Origin of the sequence: Pseudomonas sp. NPDC008258, assembly GCF_042956345.1 — a bacterium.
GTDB lineage: Bacteria > Pseudomonadota > Gammaproteobacteria > Pseudomonadales > Pseudomonadaceae > Aquipseudomonas.
The window spans coordinates 71,747-87,666 of the sequence record NZ_JBIBGE010000013.1 but is presented as its reverse complement, the minus strand read 5'-3'; the positions used below and the strand labels follow the sequence as shown (position 1 = coordinate 87,666).

Here is a 15,920-nt window from a genome sequence, read left to right as displayed (position 1 = left end):
ATCCATGTGGGAGCTGGCTTGCCGGCGATGAGGTGCAAAGCACCTCCGGCAATTCAGGACCCTTCTGCCAGAACCTGCTCCAACCCCTCATTCAACGCCTGCTCCAGCACCCGCTTGTAGCTCAGGTACACCTGCGTCGCCCCCAGCCGGTCATCCAGCAGTTCGGACAAGTCCAGGTCGGTGATGTAGCACCGGTACCGCCCGGCACCACGGCGCTGGCCGATGATCTGCCGGGCCACCACCGCGTACAACTGCTCACCATGCTCCAGTTCGGAATACTCCTGCTGGTCGCAGTACAGCGTCACATGTGCCGCACCCGCCACACCGGCCTGAATGATGGCCTGCACCTCGTAATAAGGCTGGTTGCTACCCTCGGCCGGGGCCAGGCACGGCTCGATGCTGCGGGCCTTGCCAGGGCCGGATGGCACCAGCTGTGCGTAATGGATGTCCAGTGAGGCTGCGCGCTGGTTGTCCAGCGGCAACCGCGCATCACGGCGCATCACCACCGAACGCAGAAAACGCTGCAGCGGCAGCAGCAGGTGCGCTTCGTCATGCAGGGGCAGGCGCTGCTGCCACAAGGCATTGTATTCATCCAGCACATACAGTTCGGCCCAGCCACCTTGCAGGCGATAGAACACCTGGATGCACGCCGGGCGGCCTTGCTCCAGGACCAGGCGCAGGTCGTGGTCCAGCAGGGCGTTGGCATCCAGGTAAAGCGGGCTGTAGGCCGTGCGCTCTTCGCCCAGGTGCTCCAGCAGCGCGTCATGGTCGGCCAGGGTGGTCAGGCTGACATGCCCGGCCAATAGCTCCAGCACATGCGTGTGCTGGGCCACCTGCAACAGGTAGCGGTGGTTCAGGCCCTGGTCCAGCAGCAGCTGCACGGTGTCGAAAATTTCCTCGACACGCTGGCCGATGGCCTGGGCGCGGCTCTGGCAGAAACAACCCACCCGCACCCGGGGGCGGTGGCCGCGCAGTACCGGGCCGTTGAGGAAGTCGCGCAGGCAACGCAGCAGCGCGTGCTCGCCGTCGTAGCGCTGCACCAGCACCTCGTTCCAGCTGTTCAGCGTGACCTGGTCCAGGGTCAGCACCAGGTTCTCGCGCACGCCGGCATAGCTCAGCGCGTCGGTACGCTCGGTGGTCATCAGGATGTTCAGGTCGCGGTGGTGGCGCAGTGGGTCGACGGCGACATTGACCAGCAACAGCACCTCGTCGGCAACACTGGGTTGCAGCAGGCGCACTTCGCTGACAATCGGCAAGGGCAGGGGGATGCTTTGTTGCAGGCAGCCCAGCAGGTTGAACAGCTCGTACTCGGTGAGGTCGCTGATGCCCGGGTGCAGCGCCAGGCGCGTGCTGCTGTCGATCACGCCATTGCGATGCGCCCAGGCCAGCAGTTCAAGCAGCTCGCGGCAGCGTTTGATCGGGCTGAAGTGGTCTACCTCGTGGGTATTCAGGTTGCCGGTGTAGAGCTCCCAGTGGTAACCGCCGGGTTCCTTGCGGTTGGGCGCCTGGACCAGGGTGAGGGTGCCTTCGGCAAGGTCCGGGGCAATACCGGGGTTGATCACTTCCACCTTGCCTGCACGGCGCTCGAAGGCCGCATACAAACGCCGGCCCAGCACATTGAGGTCGCGCTGGTCGGCGCGGCTGCTGGCGTTCTGGGTGCGCGCAAACTCGCTGAGGAAGCGATAGCTATGGTTCAGCTCCGCCACCAGTTCGCGGCGTTCGGCTGCCACCTGCTGCACTTTCCATTGGCTGCGGCTGTCCAGCAGCGCTAACTGACGTTCGTCCCAGCCCCACTCGTCAGCCAGGCGCTGCAACAGGCGGCGCTGCCAGCCCTGATTACGGCCCTGGTCGCTGAGTTTCTTGTTCACCTTCAGGTACAGGCTGCGCCGAACCAGCTCCAGGCGCGCGTGCTCCCCACGTTGCAGCAAGTAGCGCTCGATGCGCCGGTACACCATCACATACGGGTCCAGCTCGTCGAGGTCGAGCTGGTTGGCAAACACTGCCTGCTTGTAGTCCAGGCTCAGGCATTGCACGGCGGGGTGTTCGCTGGCATAGGCTTCGGTCAGCAGCAGCTTGAGCAGCGACTTGTAGGGTGAATCGATACCCTTGAACAGTTGCCACAGGCCGGCACCGACGAACTCGCCCGGCGGTATATGCGCGAGGTTGCCGAGGTCGAGCGCGTCCTGGCTGCGGATGAAGCGTTTGGTCAGCAGGGTCTGGGTGTAGGCGTGGTAGTTGTGTTCCTGGTAGGCGGGGACCAGCCACCAGAGCGGCGTGCGTCCGGCCAGCCAGAGGGTGGTGCGGTAGAACTCGTCCAGCAGCAGGTAGTGCTGGGTGGTGCCGCAGTCGTCGGAGCCCAGCTGGCCATCGCGCCGACCCTGGGCAAAGCCTTGCGTGTCGATCAGGAAGAAGTGCGCCTCGGCGCCCAGGCTGGCCGCCCAGTCCTCCAGCAATTGGCATTTGCGACGCAGCTCATCCAGCAATGGCTCAGGCAAGCCGGGCGCGTGGCACACCCACAGGTCCATGTCACTGTGCTCGGCCTGGGCCAGCGAGCCCAGGCTGCCCATCAGGAACAGGCCGTGGATCGGGCGGGGTGGGTTGCCGAGGCGGGCCTTGTAGGTGAACGAACGGGCCAGGCGCTGGGCCTCGATAACCAGCTCGGTGCCTGGCTCGTAGCCCGATACACCGGCTGGGGTGCTGCCCGAGACGTAACCCGGCAACAGCGGGTGGTTCACGTGGAACAGCAGCGGCAGCAGCGTCAGAACCTGTTGCTGGCGCGTCGACAGGCCTTCCATTGCCCGCTGCAGTCGCCCTTGGTTCAGTTGCAGGAAGCGCGCGCGCAGTGTCGACAGCACCTTGCGGTCGATACCTTCGTCCAGGTCTGGGCGGATTTCGTGGGGGTGGTTCATTACGCGCTCGGGCAGGCCAGTAAAGCTGTGGCGAGTTTAGCCTGAGTGGCGGGGTCGGATAAGCGGTAATTGAATTATTGGCGCCATTTTACCAGCGCTGCCTGGTGGCTCCAGCTTTCACCTGGCTTGAGGCATGATGGGGCCTTGAGTTCACCAAGAGATAACCCGATGCGTGTATGGATCGATGCCGACGCCTGTCCCAAGGCGGCCAAGGATCTGATCGTCAAGTTCGCCCTCAAGCGCAAGTTCGAAGTGGTGATGGTGGCGGGCCAGGCCGTGGCCAAGCCGGCGTTCGCGATTGTGCGGCTGATTGTTGTGCCCAGTGGCATGGATGCGGCTGACGATTACCTGGTGGAACACGCAGTGCCAGGCGAACTGGTGATCTGTAGTGATGTGCCGCTGGCTGACCGCCTGGTGAAAAAGGGCGTGGCGGCACTGGACCCACGCGGCCGCGAATTCGACGAGCGCAACATGGGCGACCGCCTGGCGGCGCGCAACCTGTTCACCGAGTTGCGTGAGCAAGGCCAGGTGGGGGGAGGGCAGGCGGCCTATGGCGAGCGCGACAAGCAGGCGTTTGCCAATGCGCTGGACCGGATCATTGCCCGGCTGTCCAAGGCCTGAAGCGGGGCTGCTTTGCAGCCCATCGCCGGCAAGCCAGCTCCCACAGGGATAGCGCATGGCTTGAATTCAACGCGGTCCAGGTGGGAGCTGGCTTGCCGGCGATGGCCTGCGTAGCAGGCCCAAAGTGCTACTTGTCCTCGGCGTGGGTCAGTTCCAGCACCCGGTCGACCAGCTTGTAGATGCCGCCAGCCGCCTCGCTGATCGACTTGGCCTCCATGTAGGCCGGGGTGGTCACCAGCTTGCGCTGGGTGTCTTCGACAATGTCGTGTACATCGCACTCTTCATGGGTGCCACCCATTTTCACCACGGCCGCTGCGGTGCCTGCGTCGCTACCGATGGTGCAAACCACCCCCGGCCCATAGATCTTCGCCGCCAGGGCAGGTGAAATGCAGATCAGGCCCACCGGCTTGCAGGCGTCGGCAAAGGCTTCAGCCAAGGCCAGTACGTCCGGGTTGACGCTGCAATTGGCGCCCTCCACGGCAAAGTTGGACAGGTTTTTCGCCGCCCCGAAACCACCCGGCACGATCAACGCATCGAAGTCTTCTGCCTTGGCTTCGCGGATGTCCTTGACCTCCCCGCGGGCAATGCGCGCCGATTCCACCAGCACATTGCGCGACTCCGGCATTTCTTCGCCGGTCAGGTGATTGATGACATGCATCTGCGCAATGTTCGGCGCGAAGCACTGCACCTGCGCACCGCGCTGGTCGAGGCGCAGCAGGGTGATCACGCTTTCGTGGATTTCGGCGCCGTCATACACGCCACAGCCGGAAAGAATCACCGCTACTTTTTTTGTCATGTTCACTACTCCAGTGTCGAGGCGCTAAATGTCCTCTAGTTTGGCAGATGTCGCCATAGGGGTTGCTGCGGGCGCAGCCTAATCTTGGTGGATAACGCCTGAGGCCGTACCCATGGACCTGATACTGCTGGCCGTGCCGTTCTTCTTCGTGCTGATCGCCGTGGAGCTGGTGGCCGACCGTGTGCGCGGTCAGCGCAACTTCACCCTGGCCGACTCGATCAACAGCCTTAGCACCGGCGCGCTGTCGACCAGCACCGGGTTGCTGACCAAAGGCGTGGGGCTGGTGACCTACGCCCTGGCATTCGAACACCTGGCGCTGTTGCGCCTGCCGCCCGAGGCCTGGTGGGTGTGGCTGCTGGCCTTCGTGCTGTACGACTTCTGCTATTACTGGCTGCACCGCCTGGGCCATGAACGCAATGTGCTGTGGGCTGCGCATTCGGTGCACCATCAGAGTGAGGAGTACAACCTCACTACGGCGTTGCGCCAGACCAGCAGCGGGTTCATCTTCTCGTGGGTCTTCTACCTGCCGTTGGCGCTGCTGGGCGTGCCACCACTGGTGTTCATCACTGTGGCCTCGCTCAACCTGCTGTATCAGTTCTGGGTACACACCCGGCACATTCCCAAGCTTGGCTGGCTTGAGTGGGTGTTGATCACGCCCTCCAACCATCGTGTCCACCATGCGCAGAATCCTGCTTACTTGGATCGTAATTACGGCGGCGTGTTCATTCTCTGGGACCGCCTGTTCGGTACCTTCAAGGAGGAAGACCCTGCCGAACCCGTGGTGTTCGGGGTGACCACACCGCTGGCCAGCTGGAACCCGCTGTGGGCCAACCTGCAGTTCTATGCCCAGCTCTGGCATGACGCCTGGCGCACCAGCAGCCTGTGGGACAAGCTGCGCATCTGGTTCATGCCCACCGGCTGGCGCCCGGCCGATGTGGCTGCACGCTACCCGCAGGCCAAGCAGGACCTGGCGCTGTTTCGCAAGTTCGGGGTTGCCCTGGGCCGTGCCCAGCAAGCCTACGTGGCGGTGCAGTTCGTGCTTTACGTGGCGTTGGGCAGCTACCTGATGGATGTGGCCGAACGTGTGCCGGCCGCCGCCTTGGTGCTCGGCTGGTCGCTCATGGCGTTTGGCTTGTTCGTGCTGGGCGCGTTGCTGGAAAACCGGCCCTGGGGTGCGCGCCTTGAAATGGCGCGGCTGGTGCTGGGTGCGCCGGCGCTGTACCTGGCCGGCGCATCGGGCCTAGCGGTGGTCGCGCCGCTGGGCTGGGTCCTGCTCGTGGTCTACAGCCTGCTCAGCCTCTGGGGCCTGGGCCTGGTTCGCCGCCTTGCGCTCCGCGCGCAGGGTGCGAAAGCGCCGGCGCAGCCACAACAGGGCGCCCACCCCCACCAGGCCACCGAGCACCCATAGCTCGTAACGCTTGACGTTGCCCAGCAGGCCTTCAAGAATGGCGCCGAAGTGATAGGCGGCGGCGCCCAAGGCTATTGCCCAGATGGCCGCACCCATCCCGTTGAGCAGCAGGTAACGCCGCGGCGGGTAGCCAGACAGGCCAATGGCCACCGGCATCACCGTGCGCAGGCCATAGACGAACCGGAAACTCAGCACCCAGATGTCGGGGTGGCGGCGGATATGGTCCAGCGCCCGGTCGCCCATCGCCTGCCAGCGCGGCTTGCGCGCCAGAATCCTGCGGCCGTGGCGGCGGCCCATGAAGTACCACAACTGGTCACCGGCATAGCTGCCGAAGAACGCCACCAGGCACACCAGCTTGATGTCCATGTAACCACGGAACGCAAGGAATCCCGCAAGCACCAGGATGGTCTCGCCTTCGAAGAAGGTGCCTAGAAAAAGGGCGAAGTAGCCGAAATCCTGCAGGAATTGTTGAAGCATTTTCTGAGGTGCTGGCGAAATGAACGCGCAGCCTACCCCTTCGCGCGCGTTCGTGAAAGTGTCCAAATGTGTCTCGACGTGAACAATTCCTACACAGACAATGCCAGAAGCCACGCACCATGGCTTGCCCTGGTGTGTAACACAGGCGTCATAATGGGCGCTTATCTTGCCGCTCAATAGATGATAGGGCGTTAACGTCCTCAGGAACGCCAGATGAATAATGAAGTGCTCACCCCTGTCGTGATCAAGGATGCTCAAGAGCTCCCCGAAGAGATTGTGCAAACCCCGCCAGACCTGCCGTCGGCACCCGAGCCCGAGCCTGTAGCGGAGCTGGCGAACGAGCCCGCAGCCCCTGCACCCGCGCCGGCTCCGGCAATCGCCGTCCCTGGCCTGGACGACAGCAGCCTGTACATTCATCGCGAGCTCTCGCAGCTGCAGTTCAACATCCGCGTGCTGGAACAGGCACTGGACGAGAACTACCCGCTGCTCGAACGCCTCAAGTTCCTGTTGATTTTCTCCAGCAACCTCGACGAATTCTTCGAGATCCGCGTCGCCGGCCTGAAGAAGCAGATCAATTTCGCCCGTGAACAGGCCGGTGCCGATGGCCTGCAGCCGCACCAGGCGCTGGCCCGCATCAGCGAGCTTGTGCACATCGAGGTAGAGCGCCAGTACGCGATCCTCAACGACGTGCTGCTGCCGGAGCTGGAAAAACACCAGATCCGCTTCATCCGCCGCCGCTACTGGACGCCCAAGCTCAAGACCTGGGTGCGCCGCTATTTCCGCGACGAAATCGCCCCGATCATCACCCCGATCGGCCTCGACCCGACCCACCCGTTCCCGCTGCTGGTGAACAAGAGCCTCAACTTCATCGTCGAGCTTGAAGGTGTGGACGCCTTCGGCCGCGACTCGGGCCTGGCGATCATCCCGGCCCCGCGCCTGCTGCCGCGGGTTATCCGCGTGCCGGAAGAGGTAGGTGGCCCAGGCGCCAACTACGTGTTCTTGTCGTCGATGATCCACGCGCACGCCGACGACCTGTTCCAGGGCATGAAGGTGAAGGGCTGCTATCAGTTCCGCCTCACCCGTAACGCCGACCTGGCGCTGGACTCCGAAGAGGTCGACGACCTGGCCCGCGCCCTGCGCGGCGAGCTGTTCTCGCGCCGCTACGGCGACGCCGTGCGCCTGGAAGTGGCCGACACCTGCCCGAAACACCTGTCGGACTACCTGCTCAAGCAGTTCAGCCTCAGCGAAAGCGAGTTGTACCAGGTCAATGGCCCGGTCAACCTCACCCGCCTGTTCAGCATCACCGGCCTGGACAGCCACCCGGAGCTGCAATACACGCCGTTCACCCCGGCGATTCCCAAGCTGCTGGTGAACGCCGACAACATCTTCAGCGTGATCGGCAAGCAGGACATCCTGCTGATGCACCCGTTCGAGTCCTTCACCCCGGTGATCGACCTGCTGCGCCAGGCTGCCAAGGACCCGCACGTACTGGCCGTGCGCCAGACGCTGTACCGCTCCGGGGCCAACTCGGAAATCGTCGATGCCCTGGTGGACGCAGCGCGTAACGGCAAGGAGGTCACCGCGGTGATCGAATTGCGCGCACGCTTCGACGAAGAGTCCAACCTGCAGATGGCCAGTCGCCTGCAGGCAGCCGGTGCGGTGGTGATCTACGGCGTGGTCGGCTTCAAGACCCACGCCAAGATGATGCTGATCCTGCGCCGCGAGCAGGGTGAGATCGTGCGTTACGCGCACTTGGGCACGGGTAACTACCACGCCGGCAACGCCCGCCTGTATACCGACTACAGCCTGCTGACCTCTGACGACGCCCTGACCGAAGACGTCGGCAAGCTGTTCAGCCAGTTGATCGGCATGGGCAAGACCCTGCGCATGAAAAAGCTGCTGCACGCGCCGTTCACCCTGAAGAAGGGCATGCTCGACATGATCGCGCGGGAAACCCAGTTCGCCCTCGATGGCAAGCCAGCGCACATCATTGCCAAGTTCAACTCACTGACCGACGCCAAGGTCATCAAGGCGCTGTACAAGGCCAGCCAGTCGGGCGTGAAGATCGACCTGGTCGTGCGTGGCATGTGCTGCCTGCGCCCAGGCATTCCGGGGGTTTCCCACAACATCCAGGTGCGCTCGATCATCGGCCGCTTCCTGGAGCACACCCGGGTGTTCTACTTCCTCAATGGCGGCGAAGAGCAGATCTACCTGTCCAGCGCCGACTGGATGGAGCGCAACCTCGACAAGCGTGTGGAGACCTGCTTCCCGGTGGAAGGCAAGAAGCTGTTGCTGCGGGTGAAGAAGGAGCTGGAAGGCTACCTGACCGACAACACCCACGCCTGGACCTTGCAGCCAGACGGGCGCTACGTGCGCAGCACCCCGACGGGCAACCAGAACCCGCGCAGTGCCCAGGCGACCCTGCTGGAGCGCCTGAGCAACCCGCTGCTCAACGTACGCTGAGGACGAAGCCGACCCGGGCCAGCCACTCCGCCTCGTTGGCGAAGTCGGCCTGGGTCAGCTGGTTCTGCTCCAGCCAGCCTTCCGGGAAGGCCACATCCAGGCTGTCGTCTCCGGCCTTTAGCTCCACCTTTGGCATTTGCTGGTTGCCGCGGATGTGGTGGAACAGGATGGCGAAGCGCAGCAGCACGCACAGGCGGATCAGCTGTACGCCTTCATCGCCGAACTCGGCGAACCTGTCCTTGGGGATATTGCGGCGGTGGCCGCGCACCAGCAAGGCCATCATCTGCTGGTCCTCGCGGGAGAAGCCCGCCAGGTCGGAGTGCTCGATCAGGTAGGCGCCGTGCTTGTGGTAGTGGTAGTGGGCGATATCCAGGCCCACTTCGTGCACTTTCGCCGCCCAGCCCAGCAGATCGCGCCAGTTGCCATCTTTCAGCTGCCACGTGTCAGCCACCTGGTCAAAGGCGTGCAGGGCCTTGCGCTCGACGCGTGCGGCCTGGCCCTGGTCCACGTGGTAGCGCTCCATCAGCGAATTGAGCGTTCGCTCGCGCACATCTTCGTGGTGGTGGCGGCCCAGCAGGTCGAACAGCACGCCTTCACGCAGGGCGCCGTCGCAGTGGTCCATGCGCTGCAGTTCCAGGGCATCGAAGATGGCTTCGAGAATCGCCAGGCCCGCCGGGAAGATGGTGCGGCGGTCCGGCTTGATGCCGTCAAAGTCGATCTTGTCGACCTCACCCAGCTTGAACAGCTTGCGCTTGACCCAGGCCAGGCCCTCGGCGTTGACCTCGCCATTGCCCAGACCACCGGCCTTGATGGCGGCGCCGATGGCGCGGATGGTGCCTGACGAGCCGATGGCCTCGTCCCAGGTCAGGCGGTGCAGGGCATGCTCGATGCTCATCAGCTCCAGGCGGGCGGCGGTGTAGGCCTGGGCATAGCGGGCAGGGGTGATCTTGCCGTCGCGGAAATAGCGCTGGGTGAAGCTGACGCAGCCCATTTGCAGGCTTTCGCGCAGCAGCGGCTCGAAGCGCTGGCCGATGATGAATTCGGTACTGCCGCCGCCAATGTCGGCCACCAGGCGCTTGCCGGGGGTATCCGCCAGTGTGTGCGACACGCCCAGGTAGATCAGGCGCGCTTCTTCACGGCCGGAGATCACCTCCACCGGGTGGCCGAGGATGGCTTCGGCGCGCTGGATGAATACGTTGCGGTTGCGCGCTTCGCGCAGGGCGTTGGTGCCCACGATGCGCACGGCACCTGCCGGCATGCCGTTGATCAGCTGGGCGAAGCGCTTGAGGCATTCAAGCCCCCGTTCCATGGCTTCTTCGCTAAGCAGGCGGTCCTCGCCGATGCCGGCGGCCAGCTGAACCTTCTCGCCGAGCCGCTCGAGGATGCGGATTTCGGTATGGTGGGCCTTGGCCACGACCATGTGAAAGCTGTTGGAGCCAAGGTCGATGGCGGCGATCAGGGACAGGTTCTTCGCGATGGTATGCGGCATGATCTGGTTGTTCTCGGTCGTTAACCTGGCAATCGTGCCACGATAGCAGGCTGTCGCCAACGCGTGACACACAGCCGTTGTGCTGGCCTTGATGCAAGGCAATGTGCCATTCGATTCTATGACGGCTGTGTGACAGTTTCGATTCGCGGCGTCTTGCACAACTATAGTTACACTCAATCGTCCGCGGCTTCCTGTAGACGGCGCGTGCGGCTATGATGGGCCACGTTTTTTGCTTACGACCCTGGAGATATCCATGAGCAGCGATCTGATCAAACACGTCAACGACGCCTCCTTCGAAGCCGATGTACTGAAGGCCGAAGGTGCTGTACTGGTTGACTACTGGGCTGAATGGTGCGGTCCATGCAAGATGATCGCTCCGGTACTGGACGACATCGCCGAAACCTACAAGGGCAAACTGACCGTCGCCAAGCTGAACATCGACGAGAACCAGGAAACCCCGGCCAAGCACGGCGTGCGTGGTATCCCGACGCTGATGCTGTTCAAGAACGGCAACGTCGAAGCCACCAAGGTTGGCGCACTGTCCAAATCGCAGCTGGCCGCGTTCCTCGACGCCCACCTGTGATGTGAAAAAGCCCCGCAAATGCGGGGCTTTTCTTTTTCAGAGCACTAGACGCAGAAAAAAGCAAGTGTTACATTCGGCCTCGCACTGCTTTTCCAGTGCCCTCTACACGCCGTCGCCGAAGCATCCCTAATTCGAATCAGTACGCGATCCTGTCGCCATCTAGCGGCGCGGCCTCATTAAGCCAGAAGCTTAATTCTCCCTTCTTACATGATTACGTCACTCCCCTTATGAACCTGACTGAACTCAAGCAAAAGCCGATTACCGATCTGTTGGAAATGGCCGAACAGATGGGCATCGAAAACATGGCCCGTTCGCGCAAACAGGACGTGATTTTCGCCCTGCTGAAGAAGCACGCGAAGAGCGGCGAAGAGATCTCGGGTGACGGCGTGCTGGAGATTCTCCAGGATGGTTTCGGTTTCCTGCGCTCGGCTGATGCCTCCTACCTGGCCGGCCCGGACGATATCTACGTCTCGCCTAGCCAGATCCGTCGTTTCAACCTGCGTACCGGCGACACCATCGTTGGCAAGATCCGCCCGCCGAAGGAAGGGGAGCGTTACTTCGCCCTGTTGAAGGTTGATACCATCAACTTCGACCGCCCGGAGAACGCCAAGAACAAGATCCTGTTCGAAAACCTGACGCCGCTGTTCCCGAACAAGCGCCTGAAGATGGAAGCCGGTAACGGCTCCACCGAAGACCTGACCGGCCGCGTCATCGACCTGTGCGCCCCGATCGGCAAAGGCCAGCGTGGCCTGATCGTTGCTCCGCCGAAAGCCGGTAAGACGATCATGCTGCAGAACATCGCGGCCAACATCACCCGTAACAACCCCGAGTGCCACCTGATCGTCCTGCTGATCGACGAGCGCCCGGAAGAAGTGACCGAAATGCAGCGCACCGTGCGCGGCGAAGTGGTCGCCTCCACCTTCGACGAGCCGCCAACCCGCCACGTGCAGGTTGCCGAAATGGTGATCGAGAAGGCCAAGCGCCTGGTCGAGCACAAGAAGGACGTGGTGATCCTGCTGGACTCCATCACCCGTCTGGCGCGTGCCTACAACACCGTGATCCCGAGCTCCGGCAAGGTGCTGACCGGTGGTGTCGACGCCCACGCCCTGGAGAAGCCAAAGCGTTTCTTCGGTGCTGCGCGTAACATCGAGGAAGGCGGCTCGCTGACCATCATCGCCACCGCGCTGGTCGAAACCGGCTCGAAGATGGACGAAGTGATCTACGAAGAGTTCAAGGGCACCGGCAACATGGAGCTGCCACTGGACCGTCGTATCGCCGAGAAGCGCGTGTTCCCGGCCATCAACATCAACCGCTCCGGTACCCGCCGCGAAGAGCTGCTGACCGCCGATGACGAACTGCAGCGCATGTGGATCCTGCGCAAGCTGCTGCACCCGATGGACGAAATTGCCGCCATCGAGTTCCTGGTCGACAAGCTCAAGCAGACCAAGACCAACGACGAGTTCTTCCTGTCGATGAAGCGTAAGTAAGCTTCGCAGGGGCATGCAAAAAGCCGGGGAAACCCGGCTTTTTGCTGTTTGTCACAAAACACCGTTCGCCAGCACCCTGAAGGCAGGCCACCATGCTGCCTGCGGGCAGCCATCCCCCTTTGCTCCCTGCCTTGCGCCTAAGACCAGCTCCAATACCCGGATGGATAAAAATGACACGGATTTGTCTCTTTTAAGGTACATTATGGATGTACGCAGTTCATCACGTTCTGTCCACCAATGGTGTGGATCTCTATCAGGCTTGGTTGGACACTATTCGCGACACAAGGGTGAAAGCCCGAATCACGACAAGGGTCGACCGGGCTGCGCAGGGCCATTTTGGCGTGACCGAGCCGGTGGGTGATGGCGTGTTCGAGATGAAACTGAATTTCGGGCCAGGCTACCGCGTCTATTACGCCACCATTGGGCGGAGGATAATTTTCCTGCTAGGTGGTGGTTCGAAAGACCGCCAGCAGGCCGATATTGATCAAGCCAGATCACTATGGCGCAGTCAAAAGGTAATGCTATGACCGGCACACGCCCACATGAAGAAAGTGTTCTCGAAATGCTCCGCACCGACGAGTCTTTCGCTATCGACTATCTCGCCGTGGCGCTTGAGGAAATCGATGAGCCGGGTGGCGCTGCAGGATTTCTGACGGCGGTTCGGCGTGTGGCTGAAGCGCGCGGCGGCATGGGCAACCTTTCTCAGGCTACAGGGCTTGCTCGTCCCAACCTTTATCGGGCATTGGCAGCGGACGGCGACCCTAAGTTGTCGACCGTGTTGAAGGTGCTGCAAGCGCTTGGCATCGGGCTGTCGAAGGTGGTTTCGCATAATCGGTGAAGCGCAAGTAAGCGTTTCAGGCCGGAATTGATTGGGGCCGCTTCGCGCCCCTTCGCGGGCATGCCCGCTCCCACAGGTTCAGTGCGATCCTTGTGGGAGCGGGCATGCCCGCGAAGGGCTGCGAAGCGGCCCCAATGCATTTTTGCCCCCAAACAAAGCCCGAACGGCGCTACACTCTGCACCCCCGACCGATACGGCCAACACGAGGCTCCTGCATGCAGTATCGCGACTTGCGCGACTTCATCCGTGGCCTGGAACAGCGCGGCGAGCTCAAGCGCATCCAGGTTCCGATCTCCCCCGTCCTGGAAATGACCGAGGTCTGCGACCGCACCCTGCGTGCCAAGGGCCCGGCGTTACTGTTCGAAAAGCCCACCGGCTTCGACATCCCGGTGCTTGGCAACCTGTTCGGCACCCCGGAACGCGTAGCCATGGGCATGGGCGCCGAATCGGTCGATGAACTGCGCGAAATCGGCAAGCTGCTGGCCTTTCTCAAGGAGCCGGAGCCGCCGAAGGGCCTGAAGGATGCGTGGTCGAAGCTGCCGATCTTCAAGAAGGTCGTGTCGATGGCGCCGAAAGTGGTCAAGGACGCGGTGTGCCAGGAAGTGGTGGTCGAGGGTGACGACGTCGACCTCGGCGCGCTGCCGATCCAGCACTGCTGGCCAGGCGACGTGGCGCCCCTGATTACCTGGGGCCTTACCGTGACCCGCGGCCCGAACAAGGATCGCCAGAACCTGGGCATCTACCGTCAGCAGGTCATCGGCCGCAACAAGGTCATCATGCGCTGGCTCAGCCACCGTGGCGGTGCCTTGGACTACCGCGAGTGGTGCGAGAAAAACCCTGGCCAGCCGTTCCCGGTGGCCGTGGCCCTGGGCGCTGACCCGGCGACCATCCTCGGTGCCGTGACCCCGGTGCCGGACACCCTCTCCGAGTATGCCTTCGCCGGCCTGCTGCGTGGCAACCGCACCGAGCTGGTCAAGTGTCGTGGCAGCAACCTGCAGGTGCCAGCCACCGCCGAAATCATTCTGGAAGGCGTGATCCACCCGGGTGAAATGGCCCCGGAAGGGCCATATGGCGACCACACCGGCTACTACAACGAAGTGGACAGCTTCCCGGTGTTCACCGTCGAGCGCATCACCCACCGGCAAAAGCCGATCTACCACAGCACCTACACCGGCCGGCCGCCAGATGAGCCGGCAATCCTGGGTGTGGCGCTGAACGAAGTGTTCGTGCCGATCCTGCAGAAGCAGTTCCCGGAAATCACCGACTTCTACCTGCCGCCGGAAGGCTGTTCGTACCGCATGGCCGTGGTTACCATGAAAAAGCAGTACCCGGGCCACGCCAAGCGCGTGATGTTGGGTGTGTGGTCGTTCCTGCGACAGTTCATGTACACCAAGTTCGTTATTGTCACCGATGACGATATCAACGCCCGCGATTGGAACGATGTGATCTGGGCCATCACCACGCGCATGGACCCCAAGCGTGATACGGTGATGATCGACAACACCCCGATCGATTACCTCGACTTCGCGTCGCCGGTTTCGGGGTTGGGGTCGAAGATGGGCCTGGATGCCACGCACAAGTGGCCGGGCGAGACTACACGCGAATGGGGGCGGGTCATCGTCAAGGACGAAGCCGTCACCCGCCGTATCGATGAGCTGTGGGATCAGTTGGGAATAGATTGATGCAGGTAACGTTGCAGCCGTCCGGGGCGGTGCTGGCGCTCGAACCCGGGGAACGGATCCTGGATGGAGCGCGGCGGCTGGGCTATGACTGCCCGAACAGCTGCCGCAATGGCAATTGCCATGTCTGCGCCGCGTTGTTGGTTGAAGGCCGGGTACGCCAGGACGGCCAAGTCCGCGACCATGGCGAGTTGTTCACCTGCATTGCCGAACCGCTGGAGGACTGTGTGTTGCTCTGGGATGGTGTGCTCGCCCTGGGCGAGCTGCCGGTGCGCAAGCTGGCGTGCAGCGTCAGTGAGTGCGTCGACGTCGGTGGCGACGTCTGGCGGGTGCGCCTGCGTGCGCCTGCCGGCAAGCTACCGCGCTACCACGCCGGTCAGTACCTGATGATCGAGCGCGAGGGCGGCAAGCAGGCGGCCTTCTCGTTGGCCTCCGCACCCCATGCCGGGCGTGAGCTGGAGCTGCATGTGCTGGCGCGTGAGCCCAGTGCGCTGCAACTGATCGACCAACTCAGGCGTGACGGTTTGGCGCGCATCGAAATGCCCTTTGGCGACACCCACCTGGCCGAGCTGCCCGACGGCCCGCTGGTGCTGATCGCGGCGGGCACCGGCATGGGCCAGATGCACAGCCTGGTCGAACATTGCCGGGCCAGTGGCTTCAAGCACCCGGTGCACCTGTACTGGGGTGTGCGCCGGCCCGAAGATTTCTACCAGATCGAGCACTGGGACGAATGGCAGCGCCTGCCCAACCTGTTCCTGCATCAGGTGGTCAGCGACCTGTGCGGTTGGGAAGGCCGTTGCGGCATGCTGCATGAGGCGGTTTGTGAAGACATCGCCGACCTCAATACCGTGCATGTTTACGCCAGCGGTTCGCCAAACATGATCTACGCCACGCTCGATGCCTTGGTTGAAGCCGGGATGGATGCGCACCGTATGCGTGCGGATGTGTTTGCCTACGCACCACGCGGTTAATAACCGAAGTTTGAAGGTGTGGGTATAAGGCGGTAATTATTACCGCCTTGGCTAATAACTTTCACTGTTGCTGAAACAGTACTTCCCAATCGTCGGAACCTCGCATGAAACACTGCCGCGAGGGCTTGAGTATTTCTGCGTATTTGTCCTATGGTTACTGCAAGCGCCCGAGGCGCCGCGGTCTTGAGCCGCACGGTAA

Annotated in this window: 12 protein-coding genes and 1 pseudogene; 9 read left to right on the top strand and 4 right to left on the bottom strand. The window is 62.6% G+C overall.

All coding sequences use genetic code 11. The features are described 5' to 3' along the window. Nucleotides 1-53: 53 nt before the first annotated feature. Nucleotides 54-2,909 carry a class I adenylate cyclase gene (locus tag ACFY9W_RS12930; RefSeq protein WP_391130654.1) on the bottom strand — a complete coding sequence of 952 codons (2,856 nt, stop codon included), beginning with the start codon at nucleotides 2,907-2,909 and terminating at the stop codon, nucleotides 54-56. Nucleotides 2,910-3,077: 168 nt separating this feature from the next. Here ACFY9W_RS12930 and ACFY9W_RS12925 point away from each other — a divergent pair, with 168 nt between their 5' ends. Next, nucleotides 3,078-3,530, top strand: a complete 453-nt coding sequence (locus tag ACFY9W_RS12925; protein WP_391130651.1) for a YaiI/YqxD family protein — start codon at nucleotides 3,078-3,080, stop codon at nucleotides 3,528-3,530. Nucleotides 3,531-3,657: 127 nt separating this feature from the next. On the opposite strand, the gene elbB is transcribed toward ACFY9W_RS12925, so the two are convergent. Continuing rightward, nucleotides 3,658-4,326 (bottom strand): isoprenoid biosynthesis glyoxalase ElbB, encoded by a 669-nt coding sequence (gene elbB, locus ACFY9W_RS12920; protein WP_391130648.1) that lies wholly within the window; start codon nucleotides 4,324-4,326, stop codon nucleotides 3,658-3,660. Nucleotides 4,327-4,438: 112 nt separating this feature from the next. Here elbB and ACFY9W_RS12915 point away from each other — a divergent pair. Next, nucleotides 4,439-5,065, top strand: a pseudogene (locus tag ACFY9W_RS12915) (sterol desaturase family protein); the annotation flags it as partial. Between the two features lie 501 nt (nucleotides 5,066-5,566). On the opposite strand, the gene ACFY9W_RS12910 reads toward ACFY9W_RS12915, so the two are convergent. Next, nucleotides 5,567-6,211: a VTT domain-containing protein gene (locus tag ACFY9W_RS12910; protein WP_391130646.1), complete on the bottom strand. Its 645-nt coding sequence runs from the start codon at nucleotides 6,209-6,211 to the stop codon at nucleotides 5,567-5,569. 213 nt (nucleotides 6,212-6,424) lie between these two features. Between ACFY9W_RS12910 and ppk1 the strand changes: the two genes are divergently transcribed. Then, entirely contained in the window at nucleotides 6,425-8,674 is a 2,250-nt protein-coding gene (gene ppk1 / locus ACFY9W_RS12905; protein WP_391130643.1) for a polyphosphate kinase 1, read from the top strand. Here the strand turns inward: ppk1 and ppx are convergent. Further along, the gene (gene ppx / locus ACFY9W_RS12900) at nucleotides 8,661-10,163 is read right to left on the bottom strand and encodes an exopolyphosphatase (protein ID WP_391130639.1); all 1,503 of its coding nucleotides are present in this window, start codon (nucleotides 10,161-10,163) and stop codon (nucleotides 8,661-8,663) included. The genes ppk1 and ppx overlap by 14 nt on opposite strands. Nucleotides 10,164-10,416: 253 nt before the next feature. Here ppx and trxA point away from each other — a divergent pair, with 253 nt between their 5' ends. The 6 genes from trxA (at nucleotide 10,417) to ACFY9W_RS12870 (ending at nucleotide 15,721) form a co-directional block, all read left to right on the top strand. Then, nucleotides 10,417-10,746, top strand: a complete 330-nt coding sequence (gene trxA / locus ACFY9W_RS12895; protein ID WP_086978520.1) for a thioredoxin TrxA — start codon at nucleotides 10,417-10,419, stop codon at nucleotides 10,744-10,746. A 227-nt stretch (nucleotides 10,747-10,973) separates the two neighbouring features. After that, nucleotides 10,974-12,233, top strand: coding sequence for a transcription termination factor Rho (rho, locus tag ACFY9W_RS12890; protein WP_003253661.1), 1,260 nt, complete (start codon nucleotides 10,974-10,976; stop codon nucleotides 12,231-12,233). Nucleotides 12,234-12,439: 206 nt separating this feature from the next. Next, entirely contained in the window at nucleotides 12,440-12,760 is a 321-nt protein-coding gene (locus ACFY9W_RS12885) for a type II toxin-antitoxin system RelE/ParE family toxin (protein ID WP_391130634.1), read from the top strand. Further along, nucleotides 12,757-13,071, top strand: coding sequence for an addiction module antidote protein (locus ACFY9W_RS12880; protein ID WP_391130631.1), 315 nt, complete (start codon nucleotides 12,757-12,759; stop codon nucleotides 13,069-13,071). Before ACFY9W_RS12885 ends, ACFY9W_RS12880 begins: the two co-directional genes overlap by 4 nt. 215 nt (nucleotides 13,072-13,286) lie before the next feature. Next, nucleotides 13,287-14,753: a 4-hydroxy-3-polyprenylbenzoate decarboxylase gene (gene ubiD, locus ACFY9W_RS12875; protein WP_016489755.1), complete on the top strand. Its 1,467-nt coding sequence runs from the start codon at nucleotides 13,287-13,289 to the stop codon at nucleotides 14,751-14,753. Next, nucleotides 14,753-15,721, top strand: a complete 969-nt coding sequence (locus ACFY9W_RS12870; protein ID WP_391130628.1) for a 2Fe-2S iron-sulfur cluster-binding protein — start codon at nucleotides 14,753-14,755, stop codon at nucleotides 15,719-15,721. The genes ubiD and ACFY9W_RS12870 overlap by 1 nt, the downstream gene beginning before the upstream one ends. The last annotated feature ends 199 nt before the right edge of the window (nucleotides 15,722-15,920 follow it).

Bases quoted from the DNA above. Each gene is read 5' to 3' on its own strand.
- ACFY9W_RS12870 (WP_391130628.1), top strand. From the start codon at position 14,753: ATGCAGGTAACGTTGCAGCCGTCCGGGGCGGTGCTGGCGCTCGAACCC.
- ACFY9W_RS12930 (WP_391130654.1), bottom strand. From the start codon at position 2,909: ATGAACCACCCCCACGAAATCCGCCCAGACCTGGACGAAGGTATCGAC.
- ppk1 (WP_391130643.1), top strand. From the start codon at position 6,425: ATGAATAATGAAGTGCTCACCCCTGTCGTGATCAAGGATGCTCAAGAG.
- elbB (WP_391130648.1), bottom strand. From the start codon at position 4,326: ATGACAAAAAAAGTAGCGGTGATTCTTTCCGGCTGTGGCGTGTATGAC.
- ubiD (WP_016489755.1), top strand. From the start codon at position 13,287: ATGCAGTATCGCGACTTGCGCGACTTCATCCGTGGCCTGGAACAGCGC.
- ppx (WP_391130639.1), bottom strand. From the start codon at position 10,163: ATGCCGCATACCATCGCGAAGAACCTGTCCCTGATCGCCGCCATCGAC.
- ACFY9W_RS12885 (WP_391130634.1), top strand. From the start codon at position 12,440: ATGTACGCAGTTCATCACGTTCTGTCCACCAATGGTGTGGATCTCTAT.
- ACFY9W_RS12910 (WP_391130646.1), bottom strand. From the start codon at position 6,211: ATGCTTCAACAATTCCTGCAGGATTTCGGCTACTTCGCCCTTTTTCTA.
- rho (WP_003253661.1), top strand. From the start codon at position 10,974: ATGAACCTGACTGAACTCAAGCAAAAGCCGATTACCGATCTGTTGGAA.
- trxA (WP_086978520.1), top strand. From the start codon at position 10,417: ATGAGCAGCGATCTGATCAAACACGTCAACGACGCCTCCTTCGAAGCC.
- ACFY9W_RS12925 (WP_391130651.1), top strand. From the start codon at position 3,078: ATGCGTGTATGGATCGATGCCGACGCCTGTCCCAAGGCGGCCAAGGAT.
- ACFY9W_RS12880 (WP_391130631.1), top strand. From the start codon at position 12,757: ATGACCGGCACACGCCCACATGAAGAAAGTGTTCTCGAAATGCTCCGC.